The following is a 19,429-nucleotide window of genomic DNA, read 5'->3' as shown; positions in this document are numbered from 1 at the left end:
GATCGGCGGATGCCGCGCGCCGCCGTCATGAGGCGGCCTTCTTCTTCGCGGCCGCTGTCTTCTTCTTCGCTCCGTCGGTCTTCTTCGTGTCGTCGCCCGAAGCCGACCTCTTCGAGCCGCCCTTCGACCCGGCCTTGGCGGCGTCCTTCGATCCACCCTCGCGCGATCCACCCTCGCGCTTCGCGGCGATCGACTGACGCAGCGCCTCCATGAGGTCGATGACCTCGCCGCCCTCCTCCTCGGGCTGCTCGCCGAACGTCGCGGCAGTATCGACCGCGTCGCCCTGCTCGAGCTTCGCCTGGATGAGGGTGCGCAGTTCCTGCTGGTACTCGTCGACGAACTGGTCGGGTTCGAAGTCGGAGACGAGGCTGTCGACGAGCTGCTTCGACAGGTCGAGCTCCTTCTCGGAGATCTTCACGGGCTCATCGAGCGACGGGAACTCCGCCGCGCGCACCTCGTCGCTCCAGAGCAGGGTCTGCACCATGAGCACGTCGCCGAACACGCGCAGCGCGGCGAGTCGCGTCTTCTGCCTCAGCGCCATCCGCACGACCGCCGTGCGGTCGGTCGACTCGAGCGTGCGCCGCAGCAGCACGTACGCCTTGTTCGACGCGGAATCGGGCTCGAGGTAGTAGCTCCGGTCGAACATGATCGGGTCGATCTGCTCGGTCGGAACGAACTCGATCACCTCGATCTCGCGGCTGCGCTCGGCGGGCAGCGACTTCAGGTCGTCGTCGGTGATGATCACGGTGCGCTCGCCGTCGTCATACGCCTTGTCGATGTTCTTGTACTCGACGACCTTGCCGTCGATCTCGCAGACGCGCTGATAGCGGATGCGCCCCCCGTCCTCGTCGTGCACCTGGTGCAGTGACACGTCGTGGTCCTCGGTGGCGCTGTACAACTTGACGGGCACATTGACCAAGCCGAATGTGACCGCCCCCTTCCAGACGGCTCGCATGTCTCCAAGTAGACACCCGTAACCCCCGTGAGAGGTAGCCCTGCGCCATGATGGGGGCATGGCTGAGATGCGTCAGCTGGTCGAGGTCGACGGCCGCAGGCTCCGGCTCACGAACCTCGACAAGGTCATGTACCCCGAGACGGGCATGACCAAGGGCGAAGTGATCTCCTACTACGCGGAGGTCGCTGCCGCCATGATGCCGCTCGTCGCCGGTCGGCCGGTCACGCGCAAGCGGTGGGTGCACGGGGTCGGAACGACGGATGCCCCTGAGCCCGCATTCTTCGAGAAGAACCTCGAGCACGGCCCCGAGTGGATCCGCCGGGGCGTCATCCGTCATTCCGATGGGCCGAAGACGTACCCGATCGCGGGCGACCGGGCCACCCTCGTGTGGCTCGCGCAGCAGGCCGCGCTCGAGCTGCACGTGCCCCAGTGGCGCTTCGACCCGCGGGGCGAGCCCGCGAACCCCGACCGCATCGTGTTCGACCTCGACCCGGGCGAGGGCATGGGCCTCGCCGAGTGCGCCGAGGCGGCGCGGCTGGTGCGGGCGCTGCTCGCGGGCATGGGACTCGAGGCGATGCCGGTGACGAGCGGCAGCAAGGGCATCCACCTCTATGCGGCGCTCGACGGACAGCAGACCAGTGACCAGGCGTCGGCGGTGGCGCGCGAGCTCGCCCGCGCGCTCGAGGCCGACCACCCCGAACTCATCGTGTCGAGCATGCGCAAGACGCTGCGCACCGGGCGGGTGCTCGTCGACTGGAGCCAGAACAACGGCAAGAAGACGACGATCGCGCCGTACTCGCTGCGCGGGCGCGCGCGTCCGACCGTCGCCGCTCCGCGAACGTGGGAGGAGCTCGACGACCCGAGCCTGCGGCACCTCGAGGCCGACGAGGTGCTCGCGCGTGTGGCATCCGGTGACGACCCGCTCGCCGTTCTCACGAACGCGTCGCACCACGGACCGCTCGCCACCTACCTCTCGATGCGCACGAGCGGGATCACGCCCGAGCCGATGCCGTCGTCGACGTGGGGCGCGTCGGACGACGGCGACCCGACGTTCGTCATCCAGGAGCACCACGCGCGGCGGCTGCACTTCGACTTCCGCCTCGAACGCGACGGCGTGCTGAAGAGCTGGGCCGTGCCCAAGGGGGTTCCGGATGACGCGGGCACGAACCACCTCGCGGTGCAGACCGAGGACCATCCACTCGAGTACGGCGCGTTCGAGGGCACCATCCCGAAGGGCGAGTACGGCGCGGGCGCGGTCACGATCTGGGATGCGGGCACGTACGCGACCGAGAAGTGGCGCGACGACGAGATCATCGTCGACGTCGACGGGAGGCCGGGCGGACCGCTCGGGCAGGTGCGGCTGGCGCTGATCCGTACCGACGGCGAGGGTGAGAAGAGCACGTGGCTGCTGCATCGTATGAAGGACCAGCGGACGGCGAAACCGGCGCCCGCCGAGTCGCCCGAATCCGACCGGAATCGGGCAACTCGAGACGCTGTCGGACCGATCCGCGAGCGGCCGATGCTCGCCACCGCCGGCACCCTCGGGATGCTCGCGGGGGAGGAGTGGGCGCTCGAGTGGAAGTGGGACGGCATCCGCGTGCTCGCGAGGGCGCACGACGGCGGCATCCGCCTGCTGAGCCGCAACGGCAACGACGTGACCGCCCGCTATCCCGAGTTCGCGGGCCTTCCGAGCGTGCTCCGCGGCGATGCCCTCCTCGACGGCGAGATCGTCGCCCTCGACGACGACGGACGCCCGAGCTTCGAGCGGTTGCAGCAGCGGATGAACCTGACGCGTGCCCGCGAGATCGAACGGCTCGCGGCATCCGTTCCGGTGCGCCTGCTGCTCTTCGACGTGCTCGAGATCGCGGGCGAGTCGGTGATGGCCGAACCGTACCGCGAACGCCGGCGCCGGTTGGAGCACCTCGTGCGCCCACGCCGCGGCGTTCCCGTCGAGCTGCCCGCCCAGGCGCCCGGGCCGCCCGACGAGGCACTCGAGGAGGGCCGCCGGCTGGGGCTGGAGGGGCTCGTGGCCAAGCGTCCCGACTCCGTGTACCGACCCGGCGCGCGCTCGGCGGCTTGGCTGAAGCTGAAGCTCACCGCCACGCAGGAGGTCGTGATCGGCGGGTATCGCCGGGGCGTCGGCACACGCACGGGGCGCATCCGCTCACTGCTCGTCGGCATCCCGGGCGAGCGCGGCCTCGCGTACGCCGGGCGCGTCGGCAGCGGGCTGGGCGAGCTCCAGGCCGAGCGACTCCTCGCCGCCCTCGACGAGCGACGCCAGCACGAGTCGCCGTTCGTCGAGGTGCCGGCAGCGGATGTCGCGGACGCCGTCTGGGTGCGGCCCGAGCTCGTCGGCGAGATCGAGTTCGGCGAGTGGACCCGAACGGGCGTGGCGCGTCATCCGCGCTGGCGGGGACTTCGTCCCGACAAATCGCCCGCCGACGTGGTGCGCGAGTCGTGACCGGCTCGCCCCCGTTCGGGGTACAGTGGGAGCCGTGGGTACTCTGTATTACGGCGATGCGGGCACCCCGATCGACATCGAAGATCGCGCGCTCGCGCATCTGAAGATCGCGATCGCGACCAAGCTGCGGCGGGGGGAGAGCTTCATGCTCTCGTGGATCCACGCCGGCGACAAGGGGCGTGGTCGCAGCTCCATCTGGGTGCATCCGTCGATCCCGCTTCGGTTCGAGTTCGACTGTTCCGAGATGCCCGAGCTCAGCCGCGAGTGGGTCGAGGAGCTGATGCTGGAGGCGAACAGCACGAGCGGCGTGGTGCTCGACAAGGCGCACATCCCGGGCGAGATTCCAGACTCCGACCGCCCGCCGCTCCTCGCGGGCTGATCGTCCGACGCCCTCACTCCTCCTCGATGAGCAGGGCGAGCAGCGCCGTCTCGCGCACCCCGCGCCGGGAGATGAGCCGCCCGATCTCGTACTGGGTGAACACCCGCGGATCGATGTAGCTCGCCTTCGCGATCGTGGGCGTGTTGCCGAGCACCGAGCTCGCGTGCTCGATCGCGTCCCGGATGGCGCGACCGCGTGCCCGGGCGGTGCCCTCCACGCCGAGGTCGGCGAGCCGGTCGGCCGCGGCGATCGTGCCGCGCAGCGTGCGGAAGTCCTTCGCGGTGAATTCGCCGCCGGTGCGCATGCGGATGTCCTCGTTCACGTCGACGGGGAGCGCGGGCCGCATGCGTCGTCCCTCCGACCACGCGTAGAGGCGCGCCGCGGGCGAGCGATCGCCCGCGCGCCGCACGAACGTCGCGAGCGCGGCATCCGTCACCCGCACCTCCTGCGAGATACCGCCCTTCGCGCGGAACCTGAACCGCACCGTCTCGAGGTCGTCGACGGCCGCATTCCGGATGAGCAGGGTCGTCAGCCCGCGGCTCCGGAAGCCTGCGAGCGACTCCTCGGAGCCGATTCGGATCGCGCCGAGCTCGAGCGTGCGGAACGCCGCCGCGAGCACGCGCTCGCGCGGCAGCTCTTCGAGGACGAGGTCGCGGCGCACGCTGCGCCGGGCGAGCGGCAGCGCCTCGGCGAGCGCCGTCATGCGGAGGAACTTCTCGGCGTCCTGCAGCTCACGCCACACGGGGTGGTAGAGGTACTGGCGGCGCCCCGCCTGGTCGACGCCCACCGCGAGGATGTGCGCGTTCGGGGCATCCGCGACCCACACCTGCTCCCACGCGGGCGGCACGGCGAGGTCGGCGATGCGGGCGCGCTCGGCCCTGCCCGCCGTGCCCCCGTCGGTGTGGACGTAGCCGAAGCCGCGCCCCCGCCGCACCCGGGTGAAGCCGGGCGACACGTAGGGCTCGACCCGTTTCAGGCGGGGCATCCGCGGGCTCGTCCCGTCGTCTCGGTGCGAGGACTCGACACGCGGCCCGGGCCTCAGTGGTTGCGCAGCGCCGAGATGAGCTCGGCCTTGCGCTTGCCGCTGTAGCCGGTGATGCCGAGCTCCTTCGCGCGCTTCTTCAGCTGGTCGACGGTCCAGTCGTCGTAGTCGCCCGACTTGCCGCCCTTGCGGCCGATGGCGCTGCGTCCCTGGTTCGCGGCCGCGTTCGAGATGCGCGCGGCCTTCTCCTTCGATGCGCCGTCGTCGCGGAGCTCCTCGTAGAGCTCGGGGTCCTTCAGCGACGAGTTCCTGCGTCCGGGCATGATGTGCTCCTCTCCTCTGCGTGGCTTCTGAGCGGCTTCTGCACGGCGCCTGCGTGGCGCCGGCGTGGCGCCGGCGTGGTCAGAGCCCGCGGCCGCCGGTGACCGGCAGCACGGCCCCCGACACGTACGATGCGTCATCCGATGCCAGGTAGACGTAGGCGCCCGCGAGTTCGGCCGGCTGGCCCGCGCGGCCGAGCGGCGTGTTGCGGCCGAACTCGGGAAGCTTGTCGGGCCATCCGGTCGCCGGGATGAGCGGCGTCCAGATGGGGCCGGGTGCGACGGCGTTCACGCGGATGCCGCGGGGCCCGAGCTCCTCGGCGAGCGCCTTCGTGAACGCGACGAGCGCCGCCTTGGTCATGGCGTAGTCGACGAGCGCGGCCGACGGGTCGAAGCCCTGGATCGAGGCCGTGGTGATGATGCTCGAGCCCGGCTCCATCAGCGGCACCGCGGCGCGGGCGAGGAACACCGGCGCGAACAGGTTCACCCGCACCACCGCCTCGAAGTCGTCGGTCGGGATCTCGTCGATGCCGCCGCGGTTGCGCTGGTGCGCGGCATTCAGCACGAGCAGGTCGATGCCGCCGAACGCCTGGTCGGTGTGGGCCACGAGATCCTGGCAGTGCTGCTCGCTGCGGAGGTCGCCCGGCAGCAACAGCGGATCGCTGCCGGCATCCGTCACCCAGCGTGCCGTCTCCTCGGCGTCGGCCTGCTCGCTCGGCAGGAAGGCGATCGCCACTCGAGCGCCCTCGCGCGCGAACGCGATCGCCACCGCCCGCCCGATGCCCGAGTCGCCGCCCGTGATGAGCGCCCGCCGGCCCTCGAGCCGCCCGCTGCCCCGGTAGCTCTGCTCGCCATGATCGGGTTGCGGCGTCATCGGTTCGGTGAGACCCGGAGGCGACTGCTCCTGGCGCGGGAACGGCTCGGTCGTGTGCTTGGTCGTGGGATCGATCAGGTCGTCGTTCATCGCGCCTCCTCGAACGCCTGCCACGCTACGCGCGCCCCTTGCGACGGCGCAGGGGGTTGACAGGCTGGTACGCGGCGACCGCCGCGGCATAAGCTGACCCTGTGGGAACCCTCTACTACGGCGACTCCGGAACCCCGATCGGCATCGAAGACCGGGCCCTCGCGCACCTGAAGGTCGCGATCACGACGAAGCTGCGCAGAGGCGAGAGCTTCACGCTGTCGTGGCAGCATTCCGAGGAGCAGCCGCGGGGCCGCAGCACGCTCTGGCTGCATCCGTCGATCCCGCTTCGCTTCGTGTTCGACGAGCCCGTGGCTCCCGAGCTCAGCCGCAGCTGGATCGAGGAGCTCATGCGATCGGCGAACAGCACCGGGGGCATCCGGCTCGTCACCGAGCAGCTCGACACCGGCCCGATCTCGACCGGCGCCGGGCAGCCCGTGCAGGTCGGGATCGATGTGCAGGAGGTCGAGACCGCGCCGACTTCGACCGAGTCGAAAGCGTCCGAGTCCGAGCGGGCGTAGTCAGGAGGAGCGATGAATGCGACAGAGGGCACGAGACCCGAGAGCGCCGAGATCGAACGCTGGTGGCCGCACCTCTCGATCGACGCGAAGCACCGGCTCCTCGCCGAACTCGACGGGCCGATCGACGTCGAGACCGCGGCCGAGATCGAGTCGATCTCGGGCGGCGGCGCGCCAGAGCGGCTGAGCCCCGGCGAGCAGCGGTTCGTGCTGACCCAGATGGAAGCCGTGGACTGACGGGAGCCCGTCGGCGAGCGGATGCCGCGTGGCTACTCCGCCACGAACGGGTCGTGCTCGGCGGGCTCGGGCACGAACTGCATGCCGGCGGTGCTGTTGGCCGAGAGCAGCATCTGCTCGATCCACAGTCGGTTGAGCTTCGGGGGGCGGTTGCCGCTGAACACGAATTGCAACGGGATCGACTCGTGCAGCCAGAGGGTCGTGCGTCCGCTGCCGTTCTCGACGCCGTGCTCCCACGTCATCGCGAAGCTCTCGGAGCGGCGGAGCTTGTTCAGGATCGCCACGCGCAGGTGCGCGAGCGTGCGGTCGTCGATCTCGAGCTCGCGCGATGAAGAGTTGTAGATCAACTTGCCCATGACGCGACTCTAGCCTCTGGGTGGCTGCGGACGCGGGTCGGTTACGCTCACCGTCAGAAGCAAGAACAGCACCACGAGCACGATGTTGACGGTTCTGTTCGTACTCGGCAGGTGAGAGGGAGCCGAGGGAGGTCCCTCACGGTTGTTCCGAACGTCGTCAAGCCCCTGTCCGCCGCTGCGTGCACGGCGTAGGAACGGAGCATGAGGGCCCTCACCTGGCACGCCACGAAGGATGTGCGCGTGCTCGACGTCCCCGACCCGCGGATCCTGGAGCCGACCGATGCGGTCATCCGCGTCACGGCAGCCGCGATCTGCGGATCCGACCTGCACCTGTACGACGTGCTCAGCCCGTTCCTTCATCGTGGCGACATCCTCGGCCACGAGGCGATGGGGGTCGTCGAGGCCGTGGGATCCGGCGTGCGGCGCATCGCGGTCGGCGATCGCGTCGTCGTGCCGTTCGTGATCGCGTGCGGGCACTGCTACATGTGCGCCCGCGGCCTCACCGCGCAATGCGAGACGACGCAAGGCCGCGATCGCGGCACCGGCGCCGAGCTGTACGGCTACACCGAGCTCTACGGCTCCGTGCCCGGTGGGCAGGCTGAACTTCTGCGAGTGCGGCTCGCCGACGCGAACGCACAGGTCGTCGGCCACGACCTCCCAGACGAGCGATACCTGTACCTCAGTGACATCCTGCCCACCGCATGGCAGGGTTTCCGCTTCGCGAACGTGCCACCCGGCGGGTCGCTCGCCGTGCTCGGCCTCGGCCCGGTCGGCCAGCTCGTCGCCCGCGTCGCGAGTCACCACGACGTGCACGTGCACGCGGTCGACCCGGTGGTGGAACGAAGGCTGATGGCCGAGCGGCACGGCGCGACGGCATACGACCTCGACGACGACGTGGCGGAGAGCATCCGGGACGCCACCGCCGGACGAGGACCCGATGCGGTGGTCGACGCGGTCGGCCTCGAAGCGCACGGCAACCCCGGCACGGCGTTCGCGCAGTCCGCCGTCGGCATCCTGCCCGACGGCGTGGCGAAGCAGCTCATGACGAAGGCCGGCGTCGACCGGCTGGCAGCCCTGCACCTGGCGATCGACCTGGTGCGGCGCGGCGGCACCGTCTCGGTGAGCGGCGTCTACGCCGGGGCGGTCGACCCGATGCCGCTGCTCGCGATGTTCGACAAGCAGCTCACCATGCGGCTCGGCCAGTGCAACGTGCACCAGTGGCTCCCCGAGCTGCTGCCGCTCGCGGAGTCGCCCGGCGACCCCCTCGGCCTCGAGGACCTCGCCACCCATCGGGTGCCCCTCGATCAGGCCCCCGAGATGTACGAGAAGTTCCGGGACAAGCAGGACGGCTGCATCAAGGTCGTGCTGAAGCCCTGACCTGAGCGAACCGCCGAGAAGCGCTTCTGTCAAGCCCCTTCAAGAACCGTTTGCGTGCGTCCTACCTTGAGCGCAGCGAGGCCCACCAGCCTCGGCGAGACGGAGGCGTGGACGATGACGCGGACTCGAAGGGGTGTCGGTTGGGTAACCGGTTGCGCCGCCATCGCACTGGTGTTGGGTGGTTGCGCTGTGGGGACCGGAGGGGCAGGCGCGGACGACGCCGAGTACGATCCCGATGCCGAACTCAGCGGCGAACTCTCGGTGATGGGCTTCTCCGGGGTCGATGAGGTGGCCACCTCGCGCGTCGAGTACACGGAGGCCGAACTCGGCGACGTCGACGTCGAGCTCATCGAGGGCGACCTCGACATCCAGCAGTTCCTCTCCGCCGTCGCATCCGGCCAGCCTCCCGAGCTGCTCTACGCCGACCGAGATCAGGTCGGTTCGCTCGCCGCGCGGGGTGCGATCATCCCGCTCGACCGCTGCATCGAGGGCGAAAGCATCGACATGGACCAGTTCCGGGAGGCGGCGGTCGATCAGGTGACGCTGAACGGGCATGTCTACGGCATCCCCGAGTTCAACCAGGTGCAGGTCACGATGGCCAACGCGAGCCTGCTGCAGGCGGCAGGAGTCGCGATCGAGGACGTCAACGGCTCCGACCGCGAGGCGATGTCGGAGGCGAACCGGGTGCTCACGAAGTCGAACGGCGGCTCGCTTTCGGTCATCGGGGTCGACTCCAAGCTGCCCGAGTTCCTCCCGCTGTGGGTGGCCGGTGCCGGCGGAGCCCTGCTCTCCGACGACGGTCGCACCGCAATGCTCGACTCGCCCGAGGTCGTCGAATCGCTGACCTGGGCAGTGGGCATCTACGAGGACCAAGGCGGGTTCAGCGCAGTGAAGGCCTTCCGCGATTCGGCCGACTTCTTCGGCGCGGGCAACCAGTTCGCGACGAACGTGCTCGGCGCGATGCCGATGGAGCAGTGGTACATCAACGTGCTGAACGAGGTGTCTCCGGATGCCCCGATGGCCTTCGATACGGTGCGCGACACGTCGGGCGAGCCGATCGCCTACGCTTCGGGGTCGGCATGGGCGATCCCGTCGGGCACCGAGAACGCCGAGGCGGCCTGCCGCTGGGCGAAGGCCATGACGTCGGTGGACGCGTGGCGCACGGCCGCCGACGCACGACTGGCGCTGCGCGAAGAGGAGGGCAAGCCCTTCACCGGCATCCTGACCGGCAACAGTGTGGCCGATGAGGAGATCAAGGGCATGGTCACCTCGGGAGGGGAACCCTGGGACTCCGGCATCGAGGCGATGTACGAGGCGAACGACCACACGTTCTCGCTCCCGGCCAATCCCGCTGACGCGGAGTTCGAGCAGGCTGTGCAGGACGCGGTGAACAGCGTGCTCAACGGCGAGGCGACGCCGGAGGAGGCGCTCGCCGATGCGCAGCAGACGGCCCAGAAGGCCCTCGACGAGGGCTGGGAGACGCTCGAGAGCCGTGACGAATGACGAACATCGCGACCCGCACCGGCGGTCGAGCACCGCAGCAGCGGAACTCCACCGTCCCTGAGCGAGGTCGCAGCCGCCGGAGGGCGAGTCGGCGCAACGTGCTCTCCGCACTGCTCTTCCTGAGCCCGTGGATCGTCGGGTTCCTCGTCTTCACCGCCTGGCCGATGATCTACAGCGCCTACCTGTCGCTCACCGACTACGACGTCATCAACGATCCCGAGTTCGTCGGGTTCGCGAACTACGCCGAGATGGCATCGGACCCGAAGATCCTCCTCGCGCTCGGGAACACCGCGTTCTTCACGCTCGTGCAGGTGCCGCTCTACGTCGTCGTCTCGCTCGCGCTCGCCCTCCTGCTCGATCGCGCGGGACGCACGTCGGGATTCTTCCGCACGGTGTTCTTCCTGCCGAAGATGACGCCGCCGGTCGCCGTCGGCGTGCTGTTCCTGCTCCTGTTCAACGGACAGAACGGACTCGTGAACACGGTGCTCGGCTGGTTCGGCATCGACGGGCCGGCGTGGACGACTGATCCCGCCTGGGTGAAGCCGGGACTGATCGTCATGTCCCTGTGGACGGTCGGGGCATCCGTCATCATCCTGCTCGCCGCGCTCCGGAACGTACCCGAGACGCTCTACGAGTCGGCGAAGCTCGACGGCGCCGGCTTCTGGCGCACGGCGTTCAGCGTCACGCTCCCGATGATCAGCCCCGCGCTGTTCTTCATCATCATCGTGAACACGATCGCCGGCCTGCAGACCTTCGACGAGGCGTACACCGCCTTCTTCGGCGCCGGCAACACGACCTACAGCAACGACGCCGCCCTGTTCTACGTCATCTACCTGTTCCAGCAGGCGTTCGAATTCCTGCACATGGGATACGCCTCGGCGATGGCATGGGGTCTCTTCGTCGTCATCATGGTCGTCACGGCGATCCAGCTCATCGTCTCGCGCAGGCTGGTCTACTACGAGGGGGACCGGTGACCGGCATCGACGTCGACCTTCCCGGCGCCACAGGTGCTCCCGTCCCGCGACGCGGCACGAGCGTTCCCACCGCGGCGATCGCGACGGGCGCGGCCCATGTCGAGGCGCTCCGCCGGAACGGACACCACCGACGGATGACGCCGGGCCGGGTGTTCGCGTGGATCGCGCTCGCGCTGCTCGGCGTCGTGTTCGTCTACCCGTTCGTGTGGCTCGTGAGCGCCTCGTTCAAGCCGCGGAGCGAGGTCTTCGACAACCGGCTCATCCCCGAGACCTTCACCCTCGACAACTACGTGCAGGTCTGGCAGGAGGCGCCGCTCGCCCTCTGGCTGATGAACACGCTGATCGTCACGGTGCTCGCCGCCGTCACGGTGACCCTCTCGAGCGCCATGGTCGCGTGGGGGTTCGCGTACTTCCGGTTCCGCGGCCGCGGCGTGCTGTTCGGCCTGGTGCTTGCGACGATGATGCTGCCGGGCGCGGTCACGATGATCCCGGTGTTCCTCATCTGGAACGGGCTCGGTCAGGTCGGCACCCTCACGCCGCTCTGGGCCGGGAACCTTTTCGGCAGCGCGTTCTACATCTTCCTGCTGCGGCAGTTCTTCCTCGGACTGCCGCGCGACCTGTTCGATGCCGCACGCGTGGACGGGGCGACCCAGTGGGGGGTGTTCTGGCGCATCGCGCTGCCGCTCTGCAAGCCCGCGCTCGCCGTGACCCTCGTCTTCGAGGTGCAGGCGGTCTGGACCGACCTCATGCGAGCGCTGATCTATCTGCGAGACTCCGACACGTTCACCGTGCCGAGAGGGCTGAAGTCACTCGTCGACGCCTTCGGATTCGGCGGCGAATGGCACTGGGAGATCATCGTGACCGCGAGCGTCATCACCACGATCCCGATGATCATCGTGTTCTTCCTCGCCCAGCGCCAGATCATCGACGGTGTGGCGTCGTCCGGGCTGAAGGGCTGAAGCGCGGCCGCACGGACGGGCCTTGACGGCGTCGCCGGCCTCGCGGGCGGCCGGAGATCGTCCCATGCACGGATGCCGCGAGCCGGTCGTCGCGCCTAGGCTGGCGGCGTGGCGCATCCGCGAGTGGTCGATCCGGGGCATCCGCTCATCGAACGGGTGCGACGGATCTGCTTCGAACTGCCCGAGGTCGTCGAGGTCGAGGCGTGGGGCAGGCCGACGTTCCGCGCGGCGAAGCCGATCTTCGTGCACGTCGCCGCCACGATGGAGCGGCCGTTCTCCGTCGTCGTGAAGACCGACCCCGAAGAGCATCTCGCGCTCGTCGAAGACGGCCGCTTCTACGGGGTGCCGTACTACGACCGTGCGCGCTGGGTGGGCGCCGACCTCGACGCGCCCGACACAGACTGGCAACTTCTCGCCGAACTCATCGAGACCTCGTACCGGCAGGTCGCGAACCGCCGGCAGCTCGCCGCGCTCGATGCGCTCAGGCCGTGGCCGATTGGCGAGATCGAATCGCGTGGGTTAGAGTAACGTGGTTGCCTGTTCAGCGCAGATCGCGCAGGCGACATCCCATGCGCCCGTAGCTCAACGGATAGAGCATCTGACTACGGATCAGAAGGTTGGGGGTTCGAATCCCTCCGGGCGCACACTGGTTGAGACAGTGTGAAGGCGGCTCGCTTCGGCGGGCCGTTTTCGTTTCCGCGCAGATCGGCAGCGCAGTTGTCCCCCACGGCACGCCGGGCGGGTCCCCATGACACGCCCGTATGCCCCCCTTAAGTGGACGATGACTCGCGTCACCCGCCCCGTTAGGCTCGGCACATCTGAGTCCCGGGAATCGAGAGTTCGGACATGAGGGGTGCGCGTGTCGGGGACGACTCGTCACGACGGCCGAACCGCCCGCGACTGGGCGCGGCCGGAGCACGGATGGCCGATCGTGGGGGACACGACCGGCGGTTCACCCCCGCCATCCGGCATCTCTCGGTCATCCGGCAGCGCTCGGTGATCCGAGGCGGCTCGCTCATCCGGCGCGCCTACGCGGGGCTCATCGCCATCGCCGTCGCGATCGTGGTGTTCCAGGAGCTCACGTCGAGTTTCGCTCGTGTGCATCCTGCCGGGTCCGAGGGCGCGGGGATGCCGGTCGAGTACGTGGTCTGGGCGCTCCCGGCGCTCGCGCTCGGTGCCGCCGCCGGAGCCGCACTCGTCGTCGCCTCCGGCTCGCAGGCGGGCCTTGCCGTGCTGGTTCGGCTGGGTGTACCAGGGCTCGGGACGAGTCCACGTGCCCGGGCGAACGGCCTCGCATGGGGAGGCATCGGCGCGCTCGCCGTCGGTTTCACCGGTGAGGCGTTCGAGGTGCTCCCGGGCGGGCAGGCGGTCGCCGCGACGGTCATCGGGTCGCTCCTCGGATTCGGCGCGTTCCGGCTTCATCGCCACGCCATCGACCACGAGGCGTACCGCACGTTCAACCTCGTCGCGATGCTCCTCGCCGTCGGAAGCCTCGCGAGCATGAGTATCACGCCCACCGGCTCCTGGTGGACGCACAACTTCAGCACTCTCGGCACGTCCGACGACATCGCGGCGGCGTGCTTCAACGTGGCGCTCATCGTCTCGGGCGCGGGGATGGCCGGGATGTCACGGGGCCTCACCCGTGCGGTCGCGGCCCCGGGATTCGCTGCACGGCGGGGCGGGCTGGCCACAATGCGCGTGCTCATCGTCACGATCGGGCTGAGCCTCACGTGTGTGGGCATGGTTCCGATCGACGGCGCCACCGACCTCCACAACGCGGCCGCATCGGCCGCCGCGGCCGCCTTCGCCGTGCTGTGCCTCGGGGTGCAGCTGTGGGCGCGGCGTCTTCCGCGCGCGCTCGTCGCCGGCTCCTACCTGTCGATCGCGATCGAGGTGATCGCGCTGATCGCGTACGACGGCATCGGCGTCTTCAACCTGACGGTGTTCGAGATCGTCGCATTCGCGCTGGTGTTCGTGTGGTTGATCGCGCTCGTCGCGATCACGCACGCGAGCATCGATCGCACGGATGCCGCGAGCCGGCGTCACCTGGCTCGATCGCGCCCGGGTCGCCGCCCCGTCGTCGCCCGCCACGCGTCGCCCGGACGCGAGCGGCTCGCGTCGCCCCGCCGCCGGCCCACGCGGGAACCTCCAGACGCGCTCCGTTCCGGTTGAACGGAATTTCGGACGCGCCAGCGCGTTATCGTGCAGTGAGGGCTGCGCCGATCGGCGGCGTCTCGGCGTGGAGGAACGAATGACCGGGCGGGTGGGGTCGTGACCGACGACATCGTGATCGAGCGCAACGAGGAGACCCGCCGCTATGAGCTGAACGTCGGCGGGGAGCCTGCCGGCTACGCGGAGTTCCGCACGAGCCCGGGCCGCATCTCGTTCACGCATACCGTCGTGTTCCCCGACCGCGAGGGGGAGGGACTCGGCAGCCGGCTCGCGGAGTTCGTGCTCGGCGACGCCGTGGCACGGGGCGAGACCATCGTTCCCGTGTGCCCGTTCATCGCGGCGTACCTGAAGCGCCATCCGGGCGTCTACGACGCATCCGTCTCCTGGCCGTGAGACCTCACTGGGTTCTTCGATCGTGGAGCGCCCGGCCCCGCGGCATCCGCTGACCCTCGTTCGGGGAAATGCGCCCGTCGCGCAGCGCCCGCTACGATCGAGCGGGCCTCCTCGCGGGGCCGCGGTGGGGTGGGAGGTAGGGTTCCCACCCCACCGTCCGAACGCTAGCCTCGACTCAGAGCGAAGGAGTCGGGCAATGGCAGCTCCAGCACTGTGCGTAGGGGGCGCGCTCACGATCGTGGCGCACCCCGATGACGACCTGTTCTTCTTCAATCCGCACATCCTGCGCGACATCGAAGCCGGCCGCTGCACTCGGACGGTCTTCACGACGGCCGGCGAAGCGGGGGAGGGGCCGGAGTACTGGGGCAGCCTCGAGGCCGGGATCTTCGCGACCTACGCGCAGATGGCCGGCGTGGACGATCACTGGACCGCCGCGGATGCCGGGGTCACCGCCGGCGCCATCTCGGTGCACACCCTCACGGATGCCCCGCACGTCTCGGTCGTCTTCCTGCGCATCCCCGACGGGTTCGACGGGAGCGGCAGCGAAGCGTACGGGTGGGAGAGCCTGGCGAAGCTCTGGGATGGCCGGATTCCGACGGTCACCACCGTCGACGCCCAGGAGTGGTACACGAAGGACGAGGTGCGGGACATCCTCGTCCAGCTGATGACGAACTTCCAGCCGACCACGGTACGCACCCAGGATTGGACGACCGACCCCGACAACGGCGACGATCACAGCGACCACCTGGCGACCGCGTTGTTCGCGCAGCTGGCGAGCGGGCATTACTCCGCCCCGCATACGCTCCTCGCGTACGAGGGGTACCCGAAATGGGATTATGAGCAGAACGTGTTCGGCGATGAGCGGACGAAATGCATCGACGCGTTCGTGACGTTCGCGAACTACGACAAGTGGCTCTGCTGGGATCCCGACGAGGGCTGCCCCTCGTACCCGCATGACAACTGGCTGGAGCGCCTGTACCTCGTCAGCGTCGAGTCCACCGGGAACGCCGCGCGCGAGCCGGGGGTCGCGGTCACGGCGTCCTCGACCAAGTCGCCCGAACAGGCCGCCGAGAATGCGATGGACGGGTATCCGCTCGGAGCACCGATGGCCGACGGCCATGAATGGGTGACGGATGACGAGGCCGCCGGAAGCTGGATCGAGGTCACCTTCCCGTCACCGACCCCGATCGAGGGCGTCACCGTCTTCGATCGACCCGACCTCGACGACCAGATCATGGGAGCCACGCTCGAGTTCTCCGATGGGAGCTCCGTGCCGGTGCCGGAACTGCCGAACAACGGCTCGGGGCTCACGATCAGGTTCCCGGTTCGCACCGTCACGTCCGTGCGATTGAAGGTCACCTCTGTCAGCGACACGACAGCCGCGGTCGGCCTCGCCGAGTTCGAGGCATGGCGTGGGCCTGCGGACTAGATGCTGCCCGTGACGCCGCCGTCGGTCTCGTCGTCGGATGCCGCGTGCGTCTCGCCCACCCCGAGCCGCAGCCGATCGCAGAGGTCCATGAGCTCGCGCAGCTCATCGTCGCCGAGCGCGTGCCCGACGTGGCGGGTGATGGCGCCCATGTGCGTGTAGGCGACGCGTCTGAAGAGGGCGTACCCCTGCTCGGTGATCGCGACGATCGTGCCCCGGCCGTCGTCGGGATCATGAGCTTTCGTGACCAGCCCACGCGTGGCGAGCCGGTCGACGAGCCGGCTCACGCTCGGCTGCGTGATGAGCACGGAGCGGTTGAGGTCCTTCAACCGCAGGCGGCGCTGCGGCGCACGCGTGATGTTGAAGAGCACGTCGTACTCGTTGAGCGAGATGACGTCGCTCGGGAACTCCGCGGCGAGCGCGCGCATGACCGAGACCTGCGCGCGGAAGAGCGATTCCCACGCGGCGACCGTGAGTGCGCGTTCGGCCACTCGGACTCCCTTCGATATCCCGCCGACCCCGGCAGATGCACCGGACTCATCCACCAAGGATAGGGAACCTGCGGCGGGAACGGGTGAGGGCCGGTCGTAGAGGCTGACGACCGGCCCTCTCCCTTGCACCAAGAGTGTCCTGCAATCACATTCCGCACCGACCGCCACAGCAAACAGTCGGTGCACGTACGAATATATAACGGATCGGTAACGGGCGCCAGTTATCGTTCCGTTATTTTTGCCAACGCTCGAATCGTGTCGCTCTGGTCGTCGGTTGCGCAGTGCGCAACAATCGCTCACATGACACAGGGCGGGATGGCCGATCCGGGATACCGCGGTGAGCTGGATGCGCGCAGGCATGCTGTCGTGGGAGAGGACTGGGCGGGGCGGTTGCCCGCGCAGTACGGGGTCGCGCCCCGCGTGCGCGTCGGCAGGAGCAAGTGGTTCAACCTGCTGTGGTTGATCCCGATCGCGCTGCTGCTGCTCGTCGTCGGGATCGCGGTCGCGAAGGGGCTCCGGGAGCTCCCGGCGATTCAAGACTTCCTGCGGGAGTACCCGGGAACATCCGAACTGCCCGAGGGCGCGCCCGTCGGGATCCCCGCGTGGCTCGGCTGGCAGCACTTCCTGAACATGTTCCTCATGATCTTCATCATCCGATCGGGGATCACGATCCTCGCCGACCATCCGCGGCTGTATCTGACACGCAACTCCACGCCCGGGTCGGAGTGGTACCGCATGCAGAAGCCCGTGCCGGACGACCCGGGCTACACGGCGAAGGCGGACTCGATCACCCTGCCGGACGGCGTCGGCCTTCCCGGACGTCGGCACTCGATCGGATTGGCCCGCTGGTGGCACCTGGGCGTCGACACGCTCTGGCTGCTCAACGGCATCGTCTTCTACGTGCTCATCTTCGTGACCGGACAGTGGATGCGACTGGTTCCGCTGAGCTGGGATGTGATTCCGAATTCGCTGTCGGTGGCGATCCAGTACCTGTCGCTCGACTGGCCGACGGAGAACGGCTGGGTCAGCTACAACAGCCTGCAGTTGATCGCCTACTTCATCACGGTCTTCATCGCCGCACCCGCGGCACTGATCACCGGGCTCGGCATGTCGCCGGCGCTGTCCACGCGGTTCCACCGCATCAGCTCCGTCTTCAGCATCCAGCTCGCCCGGACGCTGCACTTCCTGGTGTTGTGCTGGTTCCTGTTCTTCATCGTCGTCCACGTCACCCTGGTCTTCACCACGGGCGCCCTCCGCAATCTCAACCACATGTATGCGTCGAACGACACGGACTCGTGGGTGGGCTTCTGGATCTTCGCCGGGTCGATGGTGGTCGTCATCGTGGCCTGGGTCGCCGCGACGCCCTTCACCTACCGGCAGCCTCGCGTCGTGCAGAAGATCGGCTTCGCCCTCATCGGGCCGGCGCAGCGCCTGTTCGAGCACATCGACTCCAAGCCGGGTCGCTACACGGAGAAGGACATCTCGCCGTACTTCTGGGCGAATGGTCGGGTGCCCGATAGCGCGGAGTACCAGCGGCTGCAGGCCGACGAGTTCCGCGACTATCGGCTCTCGATCTACGGTCTCGTCGAGAAGCCGGTGCAGCTCAACCTCGAGCAGCTCCGCGCGCTGCCGCAACAGGAGCAGATCACCCAGCACTTCTGCATCCAGGGCTGGTCGGGCGTCGCGAAGTGGGGAGGCGTGGCCATGCGGACGATCCTCGAGACCGTGACGCCGCGCCCAGAGGCCAAGTGGGTCGTCTTCTACTCGTTCGCACAAGGGTCGGACGAGGGCATCTACTACGACGCGCAGCCGATCGAGCAGATGAGCTATCACCTGACGCTGCTCGCGCTGGACATGAATGGTGAACCGCTCAACTTCACCCACGGGGCGCCCGTGCGGCTGCGCAACGAGTCGCAGCTCGGCTTCAAGATGTTGAAGTGGGTGAAGGGCATCGAATTCGTCGAGGACTTCGCCTCGATCGGGGGCGGCCTCGGTGGCTACAACAACGACCATGAGTTCTTCGGCTACCGACAGTCGATCTGATGACGGCGGCGCCGACGCGATGGTGGCGGGCTGCCGTCGCGGACGTGCCGCCCAATGCGTTCGCCTTCGTGATGGCCTCGGGCATCGTTTCGACGGCGCTTGCCGCCGTGGGTGCATCGACACCGTCTCTGGTGCTGCTCTGGGTCGCGGCCGCCGGGCTGGCGGTGCTCTTCGCCTCTGGGGGCATCCCGGCGGGTCTGGTCATCCTCGCCGTGCCGTTGTGGATCGTGTTCGCCTACGTCCTTCCGGCGAACCTCATCCTCCGGCCCCGGGCGGCCCCGGTGTCAGCCGACATCGACGGCAGCTGGTTCCTCCTGGTCGTCAGCGCACAGTCGCTGGCGATCGCGCTGACCAGCGTCGATCTGAGGCTCGGCGTCGCGGCCTCGGCCGTCGCCGTCTCGCTGTGGGGCATCGGAATCGTGCTCTACTTCATCCTCGCGACGCTCATCCTGCTGCGATTGCTGACCGTCCCCAACTCGACCGACAGCTTCACGCCGTCGTACTGGATCTTCACGGGAGCCAGGCCATCTCCGTGCTCGCCGCGGCGCACCTCCTTCGACTCCAGCCGGCAAGCGAGTTGCTCGAAGCGACCGCCCCGTTGGTGACGGGGGCGGCGTTCGTGCTGTGGGCGTTCGGCACCTGGTGGATCCCCCTGCTCGTGATCTTCGGCGTCTGGCGCCACATCATCAAGCGCCGCCCGTTCCGCTTCGAAGCGGGCCTGTGGAGCATCGTCTTCCCGCTCGGAACCTACGCGGCAGCCACGCTCGCCGTAGGTGAACTCTTCGCCGCGCCGCCGCTCACGACGCTCGGGATCGTCATGACGGTCGCCGCCGCCGTCGCTTGGCTGGGAACGGCCGCCATGATGGTGATCGCGGCGCTCGGGTTCGTGAAGGGTGCATCCGCGGCGGGGATGTCGCGCTGA

20 protein-coding genes, 1 tRNA gene and 1 pseudogene are annotated in these 19,429 nt (G+C 68.8%); 16 read left to right on the top strand and 6 right to left on the bottom strand.

The genetic code is table 11. The features are described from left to right. Positions 1–25 precede the first annotated feature (25 nt). Positions 26–955, bottom strand: a complete 930-nt coding sequence (locus ACFWN7_RS12745; protein WP_376939178.1) for a Ku protein — start codon at positions 953–955, stop codon at positions 26–28. A 58-nt stretch (positions 956–1,013) separates the two neighbouring features. Here ACFWN7_RS12745 and ACFWN7_RS12740 point away from each other — a divergent pair, with 58 nt between their 5' ends. Both ACFWN7_RS12740 and ACFWN7_RS12735 read left to right on the top strand, forming a co-directional pair. Beyond that, positions 1,014–3,416 (top strand): ATP-dependent DNA ligase, encoded by a 2,403-nt coding sequence (locus ACFWN7_RS12740; protein ID WP_376939177.1) that lies wholly within the window; start codon positions 1,014–1,016, stop codon positions 3,414–3,416. Positions 3,417–3,450: 34 nt separating this feature from the next. Beyond that, positions 3,451–3,795, top strand: coding sequence for a hypothetical protein (locus ACFWN7_RS12735; RefSeq protein WP_376939176.1), 345 nt, complete (start codon positions 3,451–3,453; stop codon positions 3,793–3,795). A gap of 13 nt (positions 3,796–3,808) precedes the next feature. On the opposite strand, the gene ACFWN7_RS12730 is transcribed toward ACFWN7_RS12735, so the two are convergent. From ACFWN7_RS12730 to ACFWN7_RS12720, 3 genes are all read right to left on the bottom strand, one after another. Beyond that, positions 3,809–4,780: a DNA topoisomerase IB gene (locus ACFWN7_RS12730; RefSeq protein WP_376939175.1), complete on the bottom strand. Its 972-nt coding sequence runs from the start codon at positions 4,778–4,780 to the stop codon at positions 3,809–3,811. 53 nt (positions 4,781–4,833) lie between these two features. Beyond that, a complete protein-coding gene (locus tag ACFWN7_RS12725) occupies positions 4,834–5,100 on the bottom strand; it encodes a Rho termination factor N-terminal domain-containing protein (RefSeq protein WP_376939174.1) in 267 nt (88 codons plus the stop codon). Between the two features lie 79 nt (positions 5,101–5,179). After that, complete coding sequence (locus tag ACFWN7_RS12720; protein WP_376939173.1) at positions 5,180–6,061, bottom strand: SDR family oxidoreductase; 882 nt, start codon at positions 6,059–6,061, stop codon at positions 5,180–5,182. Between the two features lie 101 nt (positions 6,062–6,162). Between ACFWN7_RS12720 and ACFWN7_RS12715 the strand changes: the two are divergent. Next, positions 6,163–6,462: pseudogene (locus ACFWN7_RS12715) on the top strand (hypothetical protein); the annotation flags it as partial. Positions 6,463–6,591: 129 nt separating this feature from the next. Further along, complete coding sequence (locus ACFWN7_RS12710) at positions 6,592–6,813, top strand: hypothetical protein (protein WP_376939172.1); 222 nt, start codon at positions 6,592–6,594, stop codon at positions 6,811–6,813. Positions 6,814–6,845: 32 nt separating this feature from the next. Here the strand turns inward: ACFWN7_RS12710 and ACFWN7_RS12705 are convergent, their stop codons facing one another. Next, complete coding sequence (locus ACFWN7_RS12705) at positions 6,846–7,169, bottom strand: ATP-dependent DNA ligase (protein ID WP_376939171.1); 324 nt, start codon at positions 7,167–7,169, stop codon at positions 6,846–6,848. 201 nt (positions 7,170–7,370) lie between these two features. On the opposite strand from ACFWN7_RS12705, the gene ACFWN7_RS12700 reads away from it, so the two are divergent. The 9 genes from ACFWN7_RS12700 to ACFWN7_RS12660 all read left to right on the top strand — a co-directional run bounded on the left by ACFWN7_RS12700 (position 7,371) and on the right by ACFWN7_RS12660 (position 15,976). Beyond that, positions 7,371–8,546: an alcohol dehydrogenase catalytic domain-containing protein gene (locus tag ACFWN7_RS12700; protein ID WP_376939170.1), complete on the top strand. Its 1,176-nt coding sequence runs from the start codon at positions 7,371–7,373 to the stop codon at positions 8,544–8,546. 189 nt (positions 8,547–8,735) lie between these two features. Beyond that, positions 8,736–10,049: an extracellular solute-binding protein gene (locus ACFWN7_RS12695; RefSeq protein ID WP_376939169.1), complete on the top strand. Its 1,314-nt coding sequence runs from the start codon at positions 8,736–8,738 to the stop codon at positions 10,047–10,049. Continuing rightward, positions 10,046–11,023 (top strand): carbohydrate ABC transporter permease, encoded by a 978-nt coding sequence (locus ACFWN7_RS12690; protein ID WP_376939168.1) that lies wholly within the window; start codon positions 10,046–10,048, stop codon positions 11,021–11,023. The genes ACFWN7_RS12695 and ACFWN7_RS12690 overlap by 4 nt, the downstream gene beginning before the upstream one ends. Continuing rightward, the gene (locus tag ACFWN7_RS12685; protein ID WP_376939167.1) at positions 11,020–11,982 is read left to right on the top strand and encodes a carbohydrate ABC transporter permease; all 963 of its coding nucleotides are present in this window, start codon (positions 11,020–11,022) and stop codon (positions 11,980–11,982) included. Before ACFWN7_RS12690 ends, ACFWN7_RS12685 begins: the two co-directional genes overlap by 4 nt. Positions 11,983–12,090: 108 nt before the next feature. Then, entirely contained in the window at positions 12,091–12,510 is a 420-nt protein-coding gene (locus tag ACFWN7_RS12680; protein WP_376939166.1) for an MmcQ/YjbR family DNA-binding protein, read from the top strand. Between the two features lie 43 nt (positions 12,511–12,553). After that, a tRNA-Arg gene (locus ACFWN7_RS12675) sits at positions 12,554–12,626 on the top strand. A gap of 277 nt (positions 12,627–12,903) precedes the next feature. Continuing rightward, complete coding sequence (locus ACFWN7_RS12670; RefSeq protein ID WP_376939165.1) at positions 12,904–14,154, top strand: hypothetical protein; 1,251 nt, start codon at positions 12,904–12,906, stop codon at positions 14,152–14,154. A gap of 99 nt (positions 14,155–14,253) precedes the next feature. After that, positions 14,254–14,547 (top strand): GNAT family N-acetyltransferase, encoded by a 294-nt coding sequence (locus tag ACFWN7_RS12665; protein WP_376939164.1) that lies wholly within the window; start codon positions 14,254–14,256, stop codon positions 14,545–14,547. 196 nt (positions 14,548–14,743) lie between these two features. Continuing rightward, positions 14,744–15,976 (top strand): PIG-L family deacetylase, encoded by a 1,233-nt coding sequence (locus tag ACFWN7_RS12660; protein WP_376939163.1) that lies wholly within the window; start codon positions 14,744–14,746, stop codon positions 15,974–15,976. Here the strand turns inward: ACFWN7_RS12660 and ACFWN7_RS12655 are convergent. Continuing rightward, positions 15,973–16,464, bottom strand: coding sequence for a MarR family winged helix-turn-helix transcriptional regulator (locus tag ACFWN7_RS12655; RefSeq protein ID WP_376939162.1), 492 nt, complete (start codon positions 16,462–16,464; stop codon positions 15,973–15,975). The two genes, ACFWN7_RS12660 and ACFWN7_RS12655, sit on opposite strands and share 4 nt — an antisense overlap. A gap of 300 nt (positions 16,465–16,764) precedes the next feature. Between ACFWN7_RS12655 and ACFWN7_RS12650 the strand changes: the two genes are divergently transcribed. The 3 genes from ACFWN7_RS12650 to ACFWN7_RS12640 are packed head-to-tail and all read left to right on the top strand — an operon-like array spanning position 16,765 to position 19,429. After that, positions 16,765–18,507 (top strand): molybdopterin-dependent oxidoreductase, encoded by a 1,743-nt coding sequence (locus ACFWN7_RS12650; RefSeq protein ID WP_376939161.1) that lies wholly within the window; start codon positions 16,765–16,767, stop codon positions 18,505–18,507. Then, on the top strand, positions 18,507–19,112 hold the full coding sequence (locus tag ACFWN7_RS12645) for a hypothetical protein (protein WP_376939160.1): 606 nt from the start codon (positions 18,507–18,509) through the stop codon (positions 19,110–19,112). The genes ACFWN7_RS12650 and ACFWN7_RS12645 overlap by 1 nt, the downstream gene beginning before the upstream one ends. After that, the gene (locus tag ACFWN7_RS12640; RefSeq protein WP_376939159.1) at positions 19,085–19,429 is read left to right on the top strand and encodes a hypothetical protein; all 345 of its coding nucleotides are present in this window, start codon (positions 19,085–19,087) and stop codon (positions 19,427–19,429) included. The genes ACFWN7_RS12645 and ACFWN7_RS12640 overlap by 28 nt, the downstream gene beginning before the upstream one ends.

This window comes from Agromyces sp. NPDC058484, assembly GCF_042720415.1.
Classification (GTDB): Bacteria; Actinomycetota; Actinomycetes; order Actinomycetales; family Microbacteriaceae; genus Agromyces.
The sequence above is the reverse complement of the archived record's forward strand: the minus strand, read 5'-3'. Positions and strand labels throughout refer to the sequence as shown.

Coding starts and splice junctions, on each gene's coding strand:
- ACFWN7_RS12710 (WP_376939172.1), top strand. CDS start 6,592: ATGAATGCGACAGAGGGCACGAGACCCGAGAGCGCCGAGATCGAACGC.
- ACFWN7_RS12670 (WP_376939165.1), top strand. CDS start 12,904: ATGGCCGATCGTGGGGGACACGACCGGCGGTTCACCCCCGCCATCCGG.
- ACFWN7_RS12740 (WP_376939177.1), top strand. CDS start 1,014: ATGGCTGAGATGCGTCAGCTGGTCGAGGTCGACGGCCGCAGGCTCCGG.
- ACFWN7_RS12690 (WP_376939168.1), top strand. CDS start 10,046: ATGACGAACATCGCGACCCGCACCGGCGGTCGAGCACCGCAGCAGCGG.
- ACFWN7_RS12720 (WP_376939173.1), bottom strand. CDS start 6,061: ATGAACGACGACCTGATCGATCCCACGACCAAGCACACGACCGAGCCG.
- ACFWN7_RS12650 (WP_376939161.1), top strand. CDS start 16,765: ATGACACAGGGCGGGATGGCCGATCCGGGATACCGCGGTGAGCTGGAT.
- ACFWN7_RS12705 (WP_376939171.1), bottom strand. CDS start 7,169: ATGGGCAAGTTGATCTACAACTCTTCATCGCGCGAGCTCGAGATCGAC.
- ACFWN7_RS12660 (WP_376939163.1), top strand. CDS start 14,744: ATGGCAGCTCCAGCACTGTGCGTAGGGGGCGCGCTCACGATCGTGGCG.
- ACFWN7_RS12725 (WP_376939174.1), bottom strand. CDS start 5,100: ATGCCCGGACGCAGGAACTCGTCGCTGAAGGACCCCGAGCTCTACGAG.
- ACFWN7_RS12645 (WP_376939160.1), top strand. CDS start 18,507: ATGACGGCGGCGCCGACGCGATGGTGGCGGGCTGCCGTCGCGGACGTG.
- ACFWN7_RS12700 (WP_376939170.1), top strand. CDS start 7,371: ATGAGGGCCCTCACCTGGCACGCCACGAAGGATGTGCGCGTGCTCGAC.
- ACFWN7_RS12745 (WP_376939178.1), bottom strand. CDS start 955: ATGCGAGCCGTCTGGAAGGGGGCGGTCACATTCGGCTTGGTCAATGTG.
- ACFWN7_RS12730 (WP_376939175.1), bottom strand. CDS start 4,780: ATGCCCCGCCTGAAACGGGTCGAGCCCTACGTGTCGCCCGGCTTCACC.